We start from the raw sequence: 17,141 nt of genomic DNA on the forward strand, positions 1-17,141 counted from the left end.
TAACGATGGAATTGACAGTCCGACAAATGGACGCTGAAGAGTTTCAACGTCAGCGTCAGGAAATTCTGAGACAATGGGAAACCGGCAAGGATGTGAATTTTGAGGAAGCGGTTGCCTATCATAAAGCGTTGCCTAAGAGTAAAATCTTTGCTGAAAAACTCGCTGACGGAAAGGCTAAAGGTATAACCTTTGCTCAACCCCGTGCCGGTGTTGCGCTTCTCAACGAACATATCGAGCTCTTGCGTTTTCTCCAGGATGAAGGAGGCGCTGATTTTCTGCCTTCTACGATTGATTCGTATACCCGGCAAAACCGTTATTCCGAAGCGCAGGCTGGAATTGAGGAAAGTCGAGCGATTGGTCGTTCAATGCTCAATGGGTTCCCGGCAGTAAACCACGGAGTTGCGGCTTGTCGTCAAGTGGTGGAGAGCGTTCAAGTACCCGTTCAAGTACGCCACGGGACACCGGATGCACGCTTGCTTGCCGAGGTGACCATTGCCGGAGGTTTTACCGATTATGAAGGAGGCGGCATTTCCTACAATATTCCCTATTCGAAAGATGTTTCCATAGAAAGTACCATTAAGTATTGGCAGTACGTAGACCGTCTCATTGGGTTGTATGAGGAGCAAGGGGTGAAAATCAACCGTGAACCCTTCGGACCGTTGACAGGGACGCTTGTTCCACCCGCGATTTCTCACGCAGTTGCGGTTATTGAAGGGATTCTTGCGGTAGCTCAAGGTGTTCGCAGTTTGACCCTTGGTTATGGACAATGCGGCAATCTTATCCAGGACGTCGCTGCTCTGCATACCCTTCCGATCCTCGCTGAAGAATATCTGAGCAAACTTGGTTATCCTAAAGTAATGATCACAACAGTCTTTCACCAGTGGATGGGTGGTTTCCCTCAGGATGAGGCTAAAGCCTATGGTGTTATTTCCTGGGGTGCAGCAACTGCCGCTTTAGGCAAAGCCTCCAAGGTTATCGTTAAAACCCCTCATGAGGCCCTGGGGATTCCGACTAAAGAAGCCAATGCAGCAGGGATTCGTGCCACCAAGCAAGTTCTAAACATGTTAAAAGACCAGAGTTTGCCGATGACAGCAGAACTGGCCTTAGAAGAAGAAATGATTCTGGCGGAAACCAGGGCGATCCTGGATCGAGTCCTAGCTCTAGGTGAAGGGGATATTGCGGTGGGTACCGTCCGAGCCTTCCAAGCAGGTGTCATCGATGTACCCTTTGCTCCCAGCCGTTTTAATGCGGGTAAAATTCTGCCGGCCCGTGATACAGCCGGTGCAGTGCGGATGTTGGATTTCGGCAATATCCCCTTTAATGAGACGATTAAGGAATTCCATCGGGAACGTATCGCCAAGCGTGGACAAGATGAGGGGCGCGATCCTTCCTTCCAGATGGTTATCGACGATATCTATGCCATTGGTAAAGGTATGCTTGTTGGGCGGCCAAGGAGTTAATGACGAGGAGGTATTTTTGATGAAAATTGTTGATGTTATAGCTTCACCGGGTCTTACGGGATTTTATTTTGACGATCAACGAGCGATTAAAGCAGGAGCAGGCCATGACGGTTTTGCTTATACCGGAGAGCCTATGACCTCAGGTTTTAAGGCAGTCAGACAGCGTGGAGAGTCTATCTCTGTCCTGCTGATCTTAGAAGATGGACAAGTGGCTTCAGGAGATTGCGCTGCCGTGCAATATTCAGGAGCCGGCGGCCGTGATCCGCTCTTTTTGGCGGAAGATTTTATTCCCATTATTCTGGAGGAGATCGCCTCTAAACTAGTTGGAAAAGAACTGAATTCTTTCCGTCAATTAGTGGGCTCGGTGGAGACTTCAAAGCGCCCTAATGGGGAACGTTATCACACGGCCATTCGATACGGAGTCAGCCAAGCTATCTTGGATGCAGTGGCCAAAGCTAAGAAAAAGACCATGACCGAAGTGATTCTGGAAGAATATGAACTGCCGATGATTCTGGAGCCTGTTCCGATCTTTACTCAAACTGGGGATGACCGCTATGATAATGCCGATAAAGCGATCATCAAACGCGCCGGGGTCTTGCCTCATGCTTTAATTAATAACGTCGAAAAGAAACTGGGCGCAAATGGCAAACTGCTCTTAGACTATGTAACCTGGCTAAGGAACCGAATTCTTACCCTTGGAGGAGAGGATTATCGCCCAGTCCTTCATATTGATGTTTATGGAACGATCGGGATCGCTTTTAAGGATGATACACAGCGAATGGTCGAGTATTTCGTGGAGCTGGAAAAAGCCGCTGCACCTCTGCATTTGAGAATTGAAGGCCCGATGGATGCTGGAAGTGTTGAAGGGCAAATTGCTCAATTAAAGGCTTTGCGAGTAGCCTTAAAAGAACGCGGTGTAAAGGTGGAAATTGTGGCCGATGAGTGGTGCAACACCTATGAAGATATCGTAAGGTTTGTAGATGCTCAAGCCGCAGATATGGTGCAAATCAAGACACCGGATTTGGGTGGAATTCAAAATACCATTGAAGCAGTTATCTATGCCAAGAAATATGGTGTGGGAGCTTATGTCGGCGGCTCGTGCAACGAAACGGATGCCGGTGGACGAACTGCTGTTCATGTTTCCCTGGCGTCTCGCCCAGATCAAATGCTCGCCAAACCAGGAATGGGCGTCGATGAAGGGTACATGATCGTTCATAATGAAATGAACAGGACGTTAGCGGTCTTAAGAAGATCCGCGTCACACTAGGGGTAAGGGGTACTAGTAAAGTACCCCGTTCCTTCTAGCCTTTCCTCGCCTTTGACTTAACTTTTTTATCTGGAACCGTTACAATATAAAGGCGTAAGTCTTATACAAGGTGAGTAAGGAGAAGATAGTCATTATGGGCAAAATTGGTTTAACAACAACGATACCTGTTGAAGTTATTTATGCAGCGGGGGAGATCCCCATAGATTTAAACAACATTTTCATTACGAATCCCCAAGCCATGAGCTCAGTGGAAGATGCCGAACTTGCCGGTTTTCCCAGGAATGTATGTGGTTGGATTAAGGGATTGTATTCCACGGCCCTGCATAACCCTGAAATTCAGCAAATTGTAGCTGTCACCCAAGGAGATTGCAGCAATACGCATGCTTTGATGGAGACTTGGGAGGTTGAGGGTATCCAGATTATCCCTTTTGCCTTTCCTTATGATCGTGATCCTGACATGCTTCGTCTGCAAATGGATAAGCTAATCACAGCTTTAGGAGCGACTTGGGAAGGTGTGAATCAGCAAAAAAAACGTCTTGACCAAGTTCGTGCCTTGGCTTGGGAGATTGACCGCCTGACCTGGGAAGAGAATAGGGTAAGTGGTTTTGAAAATCACCTCTACCAAGTCTCCTGTTCGGATTTCAACGGTGATCCGGAAGGCTTTACTCGGGAGATGGAAGAATTCATTCAAAAAGTTCACCAGAGAGAGCCTTTGTCTGAAATCAATCGTTCCCAATCACGAAAAAAAGCACGGGAAATTCGTTTGGGGTTTATTGGGGTCCCGCCGATTTTCCCGGAGTTATACGATTTTGTGGAAACTCATGGGGCTCGAGTCGTCTTTAATGAAGTACAAAGACAGTTTTCCATGCCTTTTCAGACGAGTGATGTTATTGAACAGTATCGATTATATACCTACCCTTATCAAGTCTTTTTCAGACTTGAGGATATTGCTTGTGAAGCGGAGCGACGTCAATTGGACGGAATCATCCACTATACACAAAGCTTTTGTTATCGTCAGATCGAGGATTTAATTATTCGAAAAAAGCTGGATTATCCGATTCTGACGTTAGAAGGAGAAAATCCAACAGGCTTGGATGCGCGGAGCAAAATGAGGATAGAGTCATTTTTAAGTATGCTGAAAGAGTAAGGAGAGTCGCGAGACACTTGTTCAGCCGTGCGCTCGTCGTGTGATCGCGACAAACATGTCTATGCAAACTATTTGTGGAATTGATTTGGGGAGTCGTAGTGTGAAGATCGCCCTCATTCAGTCCTTATGTGGAGGGGATCAGTTAAAGATCTTGCGTTTGGAAAGCTTGGATACGATCCGTTTTTACCGAGAGTATGGACGTAAGCAAGGAGAAAAACTCGTTGTGGATTTTGCAGCGATGGGGCTGCCCGAAGTTGATGCTCTTGTATCGACCGGTTATGGAAGGAATACCCTGGAACTTGCCGGAGGTGAAGCTATTCCGGAACTTAAGGCTCATGTTCTGGGAGCGATGTATCAAACGGGGCTTAAAGATTTTACCTTAGTTGATTTAGGAGGACAGGACAGTAAAATTATTCAAGTTCGTAAGGGTAAAATGATCGATTTTTTAACAAATGATAAGTGCGCAGCATCATCCGGGCGTTATTTGGAGAATATGGCCCATATTCTCGATGTCTCCCTCGAGGAACTCGGGCAATATTCGGATGCTCCTGTAGAGTTGAATTCTACCTGTGCAGTATTCGGAGAAAGTGAACTTATCGGTAAGATTGTTGAGGGTTTTCCTTTAACAGAACTTGCTGCTGGAGTTAACGCAACCATCGTAAAGCGAATATTGCCGCTTCTGCGCTCTTTTGCCGGAGAGGTGCTAGTCTTTACTGGAGGTGTGGCCCACAATCATGCCGTCACTAAGCTTTTGGAAGAGGGCACCGGCAAGCAGATTGTGATACCCCAGGAACCTCAGTTTAATGGAGCAATTGGCTGCTGCATTGAGGGTTGTGACCTTCTGTAATTATTGCCCGTTGGCTAAAAAAGCTTATCAGGAATAAGCATTTATTACATAGATAAAATGAAGGTGAGTTCAATGGTTATAACAAAAATTGCTAAAGCGGGTACCCTTGAATCCAATGATATTCTTATCATGGTGATGCCCAATGATTCGGAAAGTGTCGAGCTTGAGCTCGAAAGCATCGTCATGCAGCAGTTTGGGGATGAAATAAGGCAAGTAATCTTAAATAAGGTGCAGGAAATGGGAATTGTGGGGATCACAATTAAGGCTCAAGATAAGGGAGCCTTGAATTATACGATTAGCGCTAGGGTAGAGACAGCTCTTAAACGAGCACTTTAGTCGATACCTACAACAACTAGCCGAGGTGAATTAAATGCAGAAACTTAGAAGATCAATGCTGTTTATGCCCGGCAATAATCCGGGTATGCTTCAAGATGCAGCGATTCTCGGAGCAGATTCAATTATTTTGGATTTGGAAGATGCGGTTAGTCTTACTGAAAAGGACAGCGCCAGAATTCTAGTAAGAGAAGCCATAAAAAACATAGATTACTCCCAGGTTGAAGTGGTGGTAAGGGTCAATCCCCTGGATACGGAACTTGGGGCTGCGGATGTCGATGTCATTGCCAGAGTTAATCCAGATGCTTTGTTGATCCCTAAAGCGGAAGAAGAGCAAATAAAGCTTGTTGATAATATGTTGGCCGCTATTGAACAAGAGAAAGGTTTTGTGGCAGGAAGCATTAAGCTTATTGCTTTAGTAGAAACTGCCCTCGGACTCGAAAATGTTTCCTCTATAATTAAGGCCTCACAACGAGTTGTAGGGGTTTTATTGGGAGGGGAAGATTTAACCTCGGATCTGGGAATCAAAAGAACAAAAGAGGGCGAGGAAATCTTTTATGCACGTAATAGGGTAGCGACAGTTTGTAAGGCCTTGAAGGTAGATGCTATTGATACCCCATTTACAGATACGAATGATGTTGAGGGACTAACAATGGATACGGCTAAGGCAAAAAGCCTGGGATTAACAGGAAAAGCCGCGATTAATCCAAGACAGATTGATGTTATTCACTCAGTATTTGCACCGACTGAAGCAGAGTTGAAGTATGCCTTGAGGGTTCTGGCTGCTCAGAAGGAAGCAGCGAAAGAAGGCAAAGGCGTATTCTCTTTAGATGGTAAAATGGTTGATGCTCCTGTCATCAATAGAGCAATAACAACGATGGAGCTTGGCCAAAGGCTAGGACTTATCGCCGAGTTTTCTTTAGAGAAAGGAGAACAATGAAAACGCTTAGATCGACAAACGCGGGCAGTGAGCCAAAGACCATTAAAACGATTTTAGGACGAGAGCTTCCCGACTATATCGACGGGTATGGAGAGGTTAAGCCTTTCCTAGGCGCGTCCAGTGACAGCAGGTTGAAGACAAGAAAAGCCGTTGCCTTGACGAGTGTGTTTCCTAATGAGCAAAAGGTTATGAAAGGTTTGGAAGAAGCTTTAGATAAACTCAAGATAAGGGATGGCATGACGATCTCCTTTCATCATCATTTGAGAAACGGAGATTATGTTCTGAATATGGTTATGGAAGCACTAGCCAAGCGGGGGATTAAGGATTTGACCGTTGCTGCCAGTTCCATTTTTCCAATTCATGAACCTCTCGTTAAACATATGGAAAATCAAGTGGTAACCGGACTCGTGGCAAACTACATATCAGGACCTGTTGCTGAAGCGATATCGCAGGGCAAATTAAAAAAACCTGCCGTGATGCAGACTCATGGAGGGCGAGCGAGAGCCCTTGAAAGCGGAGATCTGAACATTGATGTGGCTTTTCTAGCGGCTCCAACTGCAGATACCTACGGCAATATTAATGGTGTTCATGGTAAGTCTGCTTGCGGAACCTTAGGGTATGCCGTTTCAGATGCGGAGTACGCTGCAAAAACGGTCGCTGTTACAGACAATTTAGTGAGCTATCCGGCTTGTCCGATTGAAATAAGCCAGATTTATGTCGATTGTGTGGTTCAGGTTGAATCCATTGGAGATCCTGAGGGGATTATTTCCGGGACCACCAAAATCACCAAGGACCCTGTAGCCTTGAGAATCGCTAAAATGGCGGCCGAAGTGATGAAAGCTTCCGGTTTAGTGAAAGATGGAATGTCTTTTCAGACAGGAGCAGGAGGAACTTCTCTGGCAGTCGCCGCAGAGCTGACGACGATCATGCGTCAGGATCGTGTGGTCGGAAGCTTCGCGGCGGGTGGAATTACAGGATATCTTGTGGAAATGTTAGAAGAGGGATTGTTTAGAACCCTCTTTGATGTTCAATGCTTTGATTTGAAAGCGATTGAGTCCTATAGGAATGATGTTAGGCACCAATTTATGTCCGCTTCCATGTATGGGAATCCTCATACTAAAGGAGCGGTCGTTAACAACCTAGATATCATGATTCTGGGGGCTACAGAAATTGATCTTGACTTTAATGTTAATGTTACGACAGGCTCAAATGGAGTGATCATGGGTGGTTCCGGAGGACATAGCGATACGGCGGCCGGTGCTAAACTTGCTATTGTTGTAACGAATCTGATGAAGGCTCGGCTCCCGATTATCAAGGATCAGGTTATGACAGTGACAACACCTGGGGAAAGCATTGATGTTGTCGTGACGGAACGGGGAATCGCTGTCAATCCGAAAAGAGAAGATCTAATCGAAAAGCTGAGTAAAACAAAGCTTCCTCTGGTAACTATCAATGATCTGAAAACTTTGGCGGAGAGAATCACCGGAACGCCAAAACCAATTCAAACTTCAGAGAAGATTGTAGCTGTTGTGGAATATCGGGATGGTACTGTTATAGACGTCGTAAGGAAGGTTCCTTAAGGAGAGAAAACCACGATGTATGAACAAAGCCCGGAATGGGTTAACTTAAATGATCCATTGGAACGACAGGAAGTTGAAGCCTTTCTCCAGGGGTATGATTTAATTTTAGATCGTGATGTAGATTACACGGTTGTTGTAAGGAATGGATCGTTATCCTCCATTATTGCTACTTGTTCAAAAGCTAAGAATGTCTTAAAATGCTTTGCGGTGGCTAAGGAGCAAAGGGGTGAAGGAATAACCTCCCTCTTGATTTCCGCGTTGATCGATAAGCTCTTTAGTCAAGGTATATACCATAGCTTTATCTTTACGAAACCTTCTAATATTCGTGTTTTTGCCGCCTTTAATTTTAAACTGATTCATAGCACCCCAGATGTAACACTTCTGGAAAATGGCCTTTACGATATCGATAGTACCTTAGAAAAAATGAAAAAGAATTATAATATTGGGGAAGGTGAAAAGGCTGCTTTGGTCATGAATTGTAATCCCTTCACCCTGGGACATCAATATTTAATCGAGGAAGCAGCTAAGAATAATGACGAGGTGCTTGTTTTTATTGTTGAAGAAGATCAGTCTTTATTCCCTTTCGAGGCCAGGTATGAAATGGCAGTCAAGGGAACAGGACATTTGAAAAATGTTAAGGTTTTACCTAGTGGAGAATATATGATATCCTCCGCTACGTTTCCTTCTTACTTTCTGAAAGAAGAAGGGGAACGGCTCAGAGCTTATACAGAGCTGGATGCTTCAATTTTCGGTAAGTACTTTTGTAGGCGCTTGAATATCACTAAGAGATACGTAGGGGAAGAGCCTTATTGCCGAGTTACCAAGGCGTACAATGAGGCCCTAAAAAGCGTTCTTCCGAACTATGGAGTGAAATTATATGAAGTGAAGAGGAGGTTATGGCAGGATGCTCCTATTAGCGCTTCAAGGATTCGTGAGCTTTTAAAACAAAAGGATATTCAGGCTCAACATGGTCATTTGGATAAACTTCTGCCTGAGGCAACTTTGAAATTTCTTAGGTCAAACCTTGGAAAGGAGATCGTGGAGAGGTTAAATAGCAGTTCCTCTCTGCAATAAGTAATGAGGGAATATACAGCCGATGAACTGCTCGCTTCCAGGGAAGCACGTGTTAATCGTATAAAAAAACTCATAGAACACTATAACACCCCATTGTTAGTTATGAGAGTTAACTACCCTGGGCTAAAGAAAATGAATGATCTGACACTGAAGATTATTCAAGATATGAGTGCTTTGATCTATAAGATATTCGGGGAAAAAATATGTTTTAAGTCTTTGCAGCAAGGGGCGGAGGGTCCGGTTTTTATGGCTGCAGTAGCGGAAGATGTTATAGCTTTAAAGAGAGCCGCGATTAACCTGGAGGAAGAACATGTTCTTGGACGATGTTTAGATGTGGATGTTTATGATAGCCTGGGTAAAGGCATAAGCAGGCTGGAGCTTGGGTTTTTCAGAAGAAAATGCTATCTTTGTGAGGACTATGCTCAGCATTGCGTAAGAGCAAGACGACATAGTGAGCGTGAGGTTATCGACTATATTGAAAGTAAATTCAGGGAATATAGGAACCTAGGGACTCTGAGTGAAATCTGAGGAAATAGGGAAACCATTGTAATGAAATGGAGAAATCAGAAGTGAGCGTGGGAAGACACGGCGGTATCGGTGATCAAGCAATCAACATAGCAAGTCTGGCAGTACAAGCAATCCTCTATGAAGCTTCCTGTAATCCATCGCCCGGGCTGGTTTCAAGAAGGTCCAGCGGAGCACATAGTGATATGGATTACTTCACCTTTTTAGATAGTGCCGCCGCTCTGATTGGCCCTTTGCTTCATTGCGCTGAGGCAGGGCTTTCTTCCAATAGCCCTAAGGAAATCTTCGAGCAAATTAGGCAGATCGGACAATTGGGTGAGCAACAAATGTTTCATAAAACTTCAGGAATCAATACTCATAAGGGAACACTTTTTTCATTAGGAATTTGCTGTGCCGCCGGAGGGAAAGCTTTTCACTCGGGCGTTCCCTTCTCATCACTGCAGAGAATAATTCAGCAGATGACCGAGGGTTTAGTGGAAAAGGAATTACATTCAAGAGTTCGAGAGTTGGAAAACACCTCTGCTTCTTCGCTGACCCACGGTGAAAGACTCTTTTTAAGCCATAAGATTGAAGGGATCCGGGGAGGCCGAAAGAGGATTTCCCACGGTTTTTGACATGTCTTTGAGATTCTATAAAGAAAATCTTGAGCTAAGCAAAAATTTGAGGTTAGTGCAAACCTTATTAGCCATTATGCAGTTTTGCGAGGATACAACGATTTTACATCGACACTCCTACGAGACTTTGAAAGAAGTTCAGGGAAGGGCTAAACGGATCATTTCCGTAGGAGGCGTAAGAACGGCTGCAGGGCTGCAAGCGATTGATCAAATGGAAGAGGACTTTTGTCGACGCAAAATCAGCCCGGGTGGAAGTGCCGATTTGTTAGGAGTTACCGTTTTTCTGGATCTTTTAGAAAGTTGTTGGGACGTGTTTGAGGCTTTCTAAAGGAGTATACAGTCCAACGATTTAAAATGAGGCTAGAAGTATTAGTTCTAGCCTTGTTCTGTTTGCGCGGGGAAATCACTTTAAATTAAAAATGTTACTTAAACTAGGAAGGATTATGCACATTGGAACAAGAATAATACATCCAATGTTTGTTTAAATTGTGGCATTAAGCTATCTCAATTTAGATAAAATCTGTGATAAGTAATAGGTTATTGTTTTGACTGACTTTCACGGAAGTTCTTCCTATATACATAATTGAATAAGCAGGTGACATTAAACTTTGGAATAAGGAAAAGAGACACAAGCTAGTGATAAGCTGATCTAGAGGGGATGATCAAAATTACTTTAAAATTAAGGGGGCAAATTAATGAAAAGGCATAATCTCAAATTAATGATCATAGTACTTTGCTTATTGATGTCAACTGTAATATTTCCGAAAAGCAGTTTAGCGTTGACAACTCCATCAGCGCCAACGAATCTTACAGCTTCAGCGGTCAGCAGCACCCAAATATACTTGACCTGGAACCCTGTAAGTGACGCTACCGGCTACTATATTTATAGGGCTACCTCGCCATCAGGAAATTATTCCATTATTGCTACGCCAACTACCTCTACCTCTAGCTATACTGATTCCAGTTTGTCACCGGGCACTGCCTTTTATTACAAAGTTCTGGCTGCAAACAGTCTTGGAGTGAGCGCAGATTCGGTTATAGTTTATGCAGTAACTACTAGTTCTGGCAGTACTCTGTCGGCTCCAGCAAATCTCACGGCTACGGTTGCAGGCAGCAGTCAGATCTACCTGACTTGGAATTCTGTAAGTTATGCAACCTCCTATTATGTCTATAGAGCGACTTCGGCATCCGGAACTTATTCCGTTGTCGGAATGCCAACAACCACAAGTTATACCGATACTGGCTTATCACTGAATACTACTTATTATTACAAAGTACAGGCCGTGAGTAGTGGCGGTGTAAGCTCATATTCTTCTATAGCTTATGCGACAACGACTAATTCGACTGGAGGACTCCCATCAGCGCCGACAAATCTAGCAGCTACGGTATCAGGCAGCAACCAGATCTACCTGAGCTGGAACCCTGTAAGTTATGCAACGTATTATTATGTCTACAGAGCAACCTCTCCATCTGGACCTTTCACCAGTATTGCCGTGCCGACAACGACAAATTATACAGATTCCAATGTGCCCCAGAATACCATTTACTATTACAAAGTACTAGCTGTAAACAGCGCCGGAACAAGTCCGGATTCTTCTATAGTCTATGCGACAACAACCGCTTCCAACAGTATTCCTTCAGCACCAACGGATGTTACGGCTACAGTTGCAAGCATCAATCAGATCTACCTGACTTGGGATTCTGTAAGTTACGCGACCTACTATTATGTCTACAGGTCAACATCGCCGTATGGAACTTATTCCATTGTAGGTGTACCGACAACGACTAATTATACAGATTCCAGTGTGACAGCAAACACTACTTACTATTATAAATTACAGGCTGTGGGCAGCGCCGGAACAAGCTCTGATTCGGCCATAGTTAATGCGACAACGACTATTTCCAGCAGTGCTATGTCAGCTCCGACAAATTTTACAGCTACGGTTATCAGCAGCAACCAAGTGTACCTGAACTGGTACCCAGTCAGTTATGCAACTTACTATTCTGTCTACCGGTCCACCTCACTAACTGGAACGTATACTATTGTGGGTGTGCCGACAACTGCAAATTATACGGATTCGACCGTGTCAGCGAATACTACTTATTATTATAAAGTTGAGGCTGTAGGAAATACCGGGTCGAGCCCAGATTCTGCGATAGTTTATGCAACAACGACTACTTCGAACGGCGCTTTGCCGGCCCCGGTCAATGTTACAGCTACGACTGCAAGCAGCAGTCAAATATACTTAAGCTGGGATCCTGTAAGTAGTGCAACTTATTATAATGTCTACAGGGCGACCTCGTATTCCGGAAGCTACAGCATTATTGGTGTGCCGACAACTACCAGTATTACAGATTCCGGCTTATCACCGAACATTGCTTATTATTACAAAGTAGTGGCAGTGGGCAGTACCGGGACAAGCTCGGATTCTACCATAGTAAGTGCGACGACGACTATTACGAACGATGTTATGCCAGCACCGACAAACGTCACAGCGACGGCTGTCAGCAACAATCAGATCTATCTGACCTGGAGTCCTGTAAGTAATGCAACGTCCTATTACGTTTACAGATCAACCTCACCTTCAGATACTTATTCTAATATTGCTACAGTTACAACTCCATATTATACGGATTCCAGCCTGGCGCTAAATACCACGTATTACTACGAAATTCAAGCCGTGGGCAGTTCTGGATTAAGCTCTTTTTCGTCAATAGTTAATGCAGCGACTACTGGGTCGGACAACACTCCCACATCTAATACTTCCCAAATCCCTTCAGAACGATTGGCTGGAGTAGACATGTATGGTACCTCTGCAGAGGTGGCTAAAGAATGGAATACGTCTTACTATGCCATTATTGTAAGTGGGGAGAATTTTTCTGACGCTTTATGCAGTGCCCCGCTTGCTCAAAAATATAATGCACCGTTATTGCTAACAGAGATGGATACCTTGAACGATCAAACGAAGGCTCAGCTCTCGCGTTTAAAAGTGAAAGAGGTCTTTATTGTAGGCGGAGTAGGTGTTATTTCCTCTGATGTTGAGCAAACCATCAAAAACATGGGAATAGAAGTGACGAGAATCGCGGGAAATGACAGCTATGAAACATCCGTTAAAATTGCTCAAGCGATGGGACAAGTTAACCAAGCAGTTGTTGCCAGCGGCGAAAGTTTTTCTGATGCCTTGTCAATAGCCTCTATTGCTGCCATGAAGCAAATGCCAATCCTTCTAACTCCTAAGGACACTCTCCCCAGCAGTGTAAAAACATATTTAAAAAGTATTCAAAGCTCCTATGTTGTAGGTGGGACAGGCGTAATAAGTGACAGTGTCTTTAATCAGCTTCCATCTCCCAAGCGACTTAGCGGAACCGATAAATATGAAACAAACATTAGTGTAATAAAAGAATTTGCTAATGATCTTGATTTTAGTACATGCTATATTTCCACTGGTGAAAACTTTGCCGACGCTTTGTCCGGTTCGGCGTTGGCTTCAGTGACAAATTCCCCGCTTTTCTTAGTAAGCAATCCTGTAGAACAGTCAACAATCGATTATTTCGGAAGCATAATGGGCAATATCAAGAAAGAAGTTATTTTTGGGGGAACTGTTGTTGTACCAGATAGTACTTTAACCACTCTGAATGGAGCATCAGATGTATCGAACACGCTATCCGCACCTATATACCTTACAGCATCGACCGTTAGTTCCAGTCAAATAAACCTTACTTGGGATTCGGTAAGCGGAGCAACTTCTTACTATATTTACGGGGCAACTTCGTCCACCGGAACGTATACTCATATTGCGACGGTGACTACTACCAGTTATAATAATACCGGTCTTTGGGCAGATACTACCTATTATTACAAAGTACAGGCGGTAAACAGTACTGGTTCAGGCCCGTATTCGCCGATTGCTTACGCGAAAACAAATTCGTAAATTTATTACGCATCTAGCTGTTGCAACAGATACAAGTTGAATTTTAGGATTACCTTAGGTAAGATTCAGAAGTAATATTAACAATAGATTTAGGAATAGTCACATTATGCTAAATATTCTAAAAAATAGAATCTGCAATTAGGGGGCAGACAGAATGAAGGAAATACACGTCGATGACATTGTTTCAGCTGTCCAAGAACTTTGTATGAAAGCAAACTATGACTTGGGCTCGGACATTATGACAGGTTTTCAAAAAGCACTTAAAGATGAAGCTTCTCCTTTAGGTCGGGAAGTGTTGGAACGTCTTATAGAAAATGCTGAAATTGCTCATGACGAACGGGTTCCTATGTGTCAAGATACTGGGATGGCAGTATTCTTTGTTGAAATCGGTCAGGACCTGCACGTGGTCGGCGGAGGGCTTACTGAGGCGATTAACGAAGGAGTTCGTCAGGGATATGAAAAGGGATTTTTGCGTAAGTCTGTCGTTAAAGATCCTTTTGATCGCGTAAATACCGGGGATAACACACCAGCAATCATCCATTATGATATCGTGTCCGGAGATACTCTGCGCCTTGTCGTTGCTCCTAAAGGCTTTGGAAGTGAAAATATGGGTGGGTTAAAGATGTGTAAGCCGTCTGAAGGGCTAGAAGGTGCTATGCAATTTGTTGTAGATACCGTCGATCGAGCGGGCGGAAACCCTTGCCCTCCGATTATTGTTGGAGTAGGGGTAGGCGGGACAATGGAAAAAGCGACTTTTTTGGCCAAGAAAGCCTTACTGCGGGAAGTGGGGAAACATAATCAGGAAGAGCGTCTAGCGAAGATCGAAGAAGAATTGCTTAAGCGTATTAATCGTTTAGGCATAGGTCCCCAAGGGTTTGGCGGAGTAACGACTGCCTTAGCTGTTAACTTAGAAGTATATCCTACGCATATTGCAGGCATGCCTGTTGCTGTGAATATAGGCTGTCACGCTACGCGCCATAAGGAAATCACTTTGCATGGGAGGGAGAGCAAATGAGTGAAGCAAAACACCTTGAAACTCCCCTGACTCAGGAAAAACTCAAGGAATTACAAGCAGGAGATAACGTCTTGATCAGTGGTGTGATTTACACAGGGCGGGATGCCGCTCATAAGAAAATGATCGAAGCTCTGGAGCAAGGCCAGGAACTGCCCTTTGAGGTGAAAGATCAAATCATTTATTTCGTCGGACCGACACCCGCCAAAGAAGGACAAGTGATCGGGTCGGCTGGACCAACAACAAGTGGTCGGATGGATGCTTATTCTCCCAAATTAATTGCCCAAGGGTTAACAGGGATGATTGGCAAGGGGCTGCGTAGTACAGATGTCATAGAAGCTATGAAAGAACACGGTGCCGTTTATTTCGGGGCAATTGGCGGGGCAGGCGCCCTCATAGCAAAACGTATCGTCTCAGCCGAAATGATTGCTTACCCTGAGCTGGGACCAGAAGCAGTCAGACGTTTAGTCGTAAAAGACTTTCCAGTCATCGTAATCATTGATCATAAAGGCGTAAATCTTTATGAAAGCGGGAAAGCCCAATATAGAAAGGATTAACCTCAAAAGGTCACAAAAGCTTCACAAATTCTTAAGGAACAAATAAGGATTTTACGATATAATAAGATAATACTGGAAATCCTTGATAGGAGTTGCTGGAGCATGAATAGTTGCCCTTTTTGTGGCGCACGTGAGGTAGGCCGAATCGGCCGCGAACGTTATTATTGTCGAGACTGTTGTCATGAATGGACCAAGGGGGGCGGAGAAGTCAAAATTTACGAGGTCATGTCTGATGGATCGGTAGAACCGCTGATCACCGAATGTGAACCTATTTCCCGTGTCGTTTCTCGTCCTGAAGTCCGACGTGCCGGATGAAGTCCATTTCTGTAAAAGTGGGCCTTACATGGTAGTCTTCACACAATACTTAATAAATGCTAAATAACGTACATGATAAGAAATAAGGTCAGCTAAGCGAAAGGGAGCCCAATGGCTCTCTTTTGTTTATGAGAAATATCTTGGAATTCTCTAATGGAGGCAGGATTTTGACGATTGATTATAGAATCGTCATGTTTATATAGAATTATTTTAAATTTCGGCTTGTATTGTGTCTCATTTAAAGAAAGGGATGATCTTGTTGATACATCTACACCAGTTTGATTTAAATGAATCGATCCAATTGTTGAAAATTGATCCTGAACAGTTGGCACTCCTAAGAGAGGTTCGACTGGTTATAGAGAAGGATGTCGATGAGATCGTTGGCAATTTCTATGCTCATGTTATAACCCTTCCGGGACTTAAAGCTATTATTGACCAATTCTCATCCGTAGAAAAGCTGAAAATCACCATGAAAAAATACTTATTATCATTATGTCCGGAAAAAATTGACGAGGAGTTTATGCAGTGGCGGGTGATCATCGGCGAAGTTCATCATCGGATAAATTTACCACCCTTTTATTATTTGAGTGCTAATCAGCTATTGTGCGATGAAATTATCCCTCGAATCTTTAAGTATTTTCGAAAGAAAACCGATCAGGCCGTTCGATCCGCTCTTGCTTTTAAAAGAATCTTGAGTTTTGACCAGCAAGTCGTTATGGCAAGTTATATTCAATCATATATGAATGAGATTGACAAGAAGGCAGAATTGGAGAAAGCTCTTTTTGAGATCGATAGTCTGCAGCGGAGAGTTAATGAGGCTAGCCAAGCCTTGGCGGCAACTTCCGAGGAAACTGCAGCTTCAGCCGCAGAAATGAACGAAGCGACCACTCAAATCTCCAATAACGCTTCTGAGGCGGCAGAATTTTCTCGTCAAGTGGATGCCTTAGCTCAAGAGGGCGCACGTAAAATACAAATGATTTCAGAAACTATTTTACGTCTGGCAGGTATGACCTCTGAAATGCAGGAAAAAATGAACGAGTTAGATCAAAGCTCTGCACGAATTGCCTCTGTTACGGATGTGATTAAGGAAATTGCTTCTCAAACGAACTTACTGGCTTTAAATGCCGCCATTGAAGCTGCGCGGGCCGGTGATAGCGGTCGGGGCTTCGGAGTAGTTGCCGAAGAGGTCAAGAAGCTTGCTACACATTCGGAACAGTCTGTCCGAGAAATCAGTTCCCTCATTGCCATTACAAAACAAAATACGGTTGCCGTGAACCAGTCAATTATCCAAACAACGGATGCTATGCAGAGCGCAGCAGTGGAAGCGGGAGAAGTGGTAAATCGTTTCGGCGAGATCATGTCGGCCATAAATTCCAGCATTCAACAAGTACAAGGAATCGCTCAGCAGATCGACGCCTTGGCCTTGACAGCAGGTCAAATAGGAGCGGCCTCCGAAGATGTTGCTAATTCGGCAACGTCACTCGCCCAGATGGGACTGAGAGAATAGGGAAGTATACGAGAGTGGGTAGGGGACGGCG

The 17,141-nt window shown here is 44.2% G+C and carries 14 protein-coding genes and 1 pseudogene; all 15 read left to right on the top strand.

Annotated elements, in window-relative coordinates:
* Positions 1–5 precede the first annotated feature (5 nt).
* The 15 genes and pseudogenes from VZF35_RS16895 to VZF35_RS16965 all read left to right on the top strand — a co-directional run bounded on the left by VZF35_RS16895 (position 6) and on the right by VZF35_RS16965 (position 17,110).
* On the top strand, positions 6–1,460 hold the full coding sequence (locus VZF35_RS16895; protein WP_407306749.1) for a methylaspartate mutase subunit E: 1,455 nt from the start codon (positions 6–8) through the stop codon (positions 1,458–1,460).
* A 19-nt stretch (positions 1,461–1,479) separates the two neighbouring features.
* Positions 1,480–2,727 (top strand): methylaspartate ammonia-lyase, encoded by a 1,248-nt coding sequence (locus tag VZF35_RS16900; RefSeq protein ID WP_407306751.1) that lies wholly within the window; start codon positions 1,480–1,482, stop codon positions 2,725–2,727.
* Between the two features lie 133 nt (positions 2,728–2,860).
* Positions 2,861–3,874 carry a 2-hydroxyacyl-CoA dehydratase family protein gene (locus tag VZF35_RS16905; protein WP_407306753.1) on the top strand — a complete coding sequence of 338 codons (1,014 nt, stop codon included), beginning with the start codon at positions 2,861–2,863 and terminating at the stop codon, positions 3,872–3,874.
* Between the two features lie 61 nt (positions 3,875–3,935).
* Entirely contained in the window at positions 3,936–4,721 is a 786-nt protein-coding gene (locus VZF35_RS16910) for an acyl-CoA dehydratase activase (RefSeq protein WP_407314662.1), read from the top strand.
* Positions 4,722–4,793: 72 nt separating this feature from the next.
* Complete coding sequence (gene citD, locus VZF35_RS16915; RefSeq protein WP_407306755.1) at positions 4,794–5,057, top strand: citrate lyase acyl carrier protein; 264 nt, start codon at positions 4,794–4,796, stop codon at positions 5,055–5,057.
* A gap of 34 nt (positions 5,058–5,091) precedes the next feature.
* Positions 5,092–5,994, top strand: a complete 903-nt coding sequence (locus tag VZF35_RS16920) for an HpcH/HpaI aldolase/citrate lyase family protein (protein WP_407306757.1) — start codon at positions 5,092–5,094, stop codon at positions 5,992–5,994.
* Positions 5,995–6,035: 41 nt separating this feature from the next.
* Positions 6,036–7,574 carry a citrate lyase subunit alpha gene (gene citF, locus VZF35_RS16925; protein WP_407314664.1) on the top strand — a complete coding sequence of 513 codons (1,539 nt, stop codon included), beginning with the start codon at positions 6,036–6,038 and terminating at the stop codon, positions 7,572–7,574.
* Between the two features lie 15 nt (positions 7,575–7,589).
* On the top strand, positions 7,590–8,648 hold the full coding sequence (gene citC / locus VZF35_RS16930) for a [citrate (pro-3S)-lyase] ligase (protein ID WP_407306759.1): 1,059 nt from the start codon (positions 7,590–7,592) through the stop codon (positions 8,646–8,648).
* Positions 8,649–8,651: 3 nt separating this feature from the next.
* Complete coding sequence (citX, locus tag VZF35_RS16935; protein WP_407306761.1) at positions 8,652–9,176, top strand: citrate lyase holo-[acyl-carrier protein] synthase; 525 nt, start codon at positions 8,652–8,654, stop codon at positions 9,174–9,176.
* Between the two features lie 26 nt (positions 9,177–9,202).
* A pseudogene (citG, locus tag VZF35_RS16940) lies at positions 9,203–10,115 on the top strand (triphosphoribosyl-dephospho-CoA synthase CitG).
* 367 nt (positions 10,116–10,482) lie between these two features.
* Positions 10,483–13,719 carry a cell wall-binding repeat-containing protein gene (locus VZF35_RS16945; RefSeq protein WP_407306763.1) on the top strand — a complete coding sequence of 1,079 codons (3,237 nt, stop codon included), beginning with the start codon at positions 10,483–10,485 and terminating at the stop codon, positions 13,717–13,719.
* Between the two features lie 154 nt (positions 13,720–13,873).
* A complete protein-coding gene (locus VZF35_RS16950; RefSeq protein ID WP_407306765.1) occupies positions 13,874–14,734 on the top strand; it encodes a fumarate hydratase in 861 nt (286 codons plus the stop codon).
* Complete coding sequence (locus VZF35_RS16955) at positions 14,731–15,288, top strand: Fe-S-containing hydro-lyase (protein ID WP_407306767.1); 558 nt, start codon at positions 14,731–14,733, stop codon at positions 15,286–15,288. The genes VZF35_RS16950 and VZF35_RS16955 overlap by 4 nt, the downstream gene beginning before the upstream one ends.
* A gap of 102 nt (positions 15,289–15,390) precedes the next feature.
* Complete coding sequence (locus VZF35_RS16960; protein WP_407306769.1) at positions 15,391–15,603, top strand: hypothetical protein; 213 nt, start codon at positions 15,391–15,393, stop codon at positions 15,601–15,603.
* A 259-nt stretch (positions 15,604–15,862) separates the two neighbouring features.
* Positions 15,863–17,110 carry a methyl-accepting chemotaxis protein gene (locus VZF35_RS16965; protein ID WP_407314666.1) on the top strand — a complete coding sequence of 416 codons (1,248 nt, stop codon included), beginning with the start codon at positions 15,863–15,865 and terminating at the stop codon, positions 17,108–17,110.
* Positions 17,111–17,141 lie beyond the last annotated feature (31 nt).

The organism is Desulfosporosinus paludis (genome assembly GCF_045689965.1).
GTDB classification, from domain to species: Bacteria; Bacillota; Desulfitobacteriia; order Desulfitobacteriales; family Desulfitobacteriaceae; genus Desulfosporosinus; species Desulfosporosinus paludis.

What these genes read in the sequence shown, in the direction of transcription:
- citD (WP_407306755.1), top strand. Translation starts at nt 4,794, where the DNA reads ATGGTTATAACAAAAATTGCTAAAGCGGGTACCCTTGAATCCAATGAT.
- VZF35_RS16895 (WP_407306749.1), top strand. Translation starts at nt 6, where the DNA reads ATGGAATTGACAGTCCGACAAATGGACGCTGAAGAGTTTCAACGTCAG.
- VZF35_RS16955 (WP_407306767.1), top strand. Translation starts at nt 14,731, where the DNA reads ATGAGTGAAGCAAAACACCTTGAAACTCCCCTGACTCAGGAAAAACTC.
- VZF35_RS16900 (WP_407306751.1), top strand. Translation starts at nt 1,480, where the DNA reads ATGAAAATTGTTGATGTTATAGCTTCACCGGGTCTTACGGGATTTTAT.
- citC (WP_407306759.1), top strand. Translation starts at nt 7,590, where the DNA reads ATGTATGAACAAAGCCCGGAATGGGTTAACTTAAATGATCCATTGGAA.
- VZF35_RS16910 (WP_407314662.1), top strand. Translation starts at nt 3,936, where the DNA reads ATGCAAACTATTTGTGGAATTGATTTGGGGAGTCGTAGTGTGAAGATC.
- VZF35_RS16960 (WP_407306769.1), top strand. Translation starts at nt 15,391, where the DNA reads ATGAATAGTTGCCCTTTTTGTGGCGCACGTGAGGTAGGCCGAATCGGC.
- VZF35_RS16905 (WP_407306753.1), top strand. Translation starts at nt 2,861, where the DNA reads ATGGGCAAAATTGGTTTAACAACAACGATACCTGTTGAAGTTATTTAT.
- citX (WP_407306761.1), top strand. Translation starts at nt 8,652, where the DNA reads ATGAGGGAATATACAGCCGATGAACTGCTCGCTTCCAGGGAAGCACGT.
- VZF35_RS16945 (WP_407306763.1), top strand. Translation starts at nt 10,483, where the DNA reads ATGAAAAGGCATAATCTCAAATTAATGATCATAGTACTTTGCTTATTG.
- VZF35_RS16950 (WP_407306765.1), top strand. Translation starts at nt 13,874, where the DNA reads ATGAAGGAAATACACGTCGATGACATTGTTTCAGCTGTCCAAGAACTT.
- VZF35_RS16920 (WP_407306757.1), top strand. Translation starts at nt 5,092, where the DNA reads ATGCAGAAACTTAGAAGATCAATGCTGTTTATGCCCGGCAATAATCCG.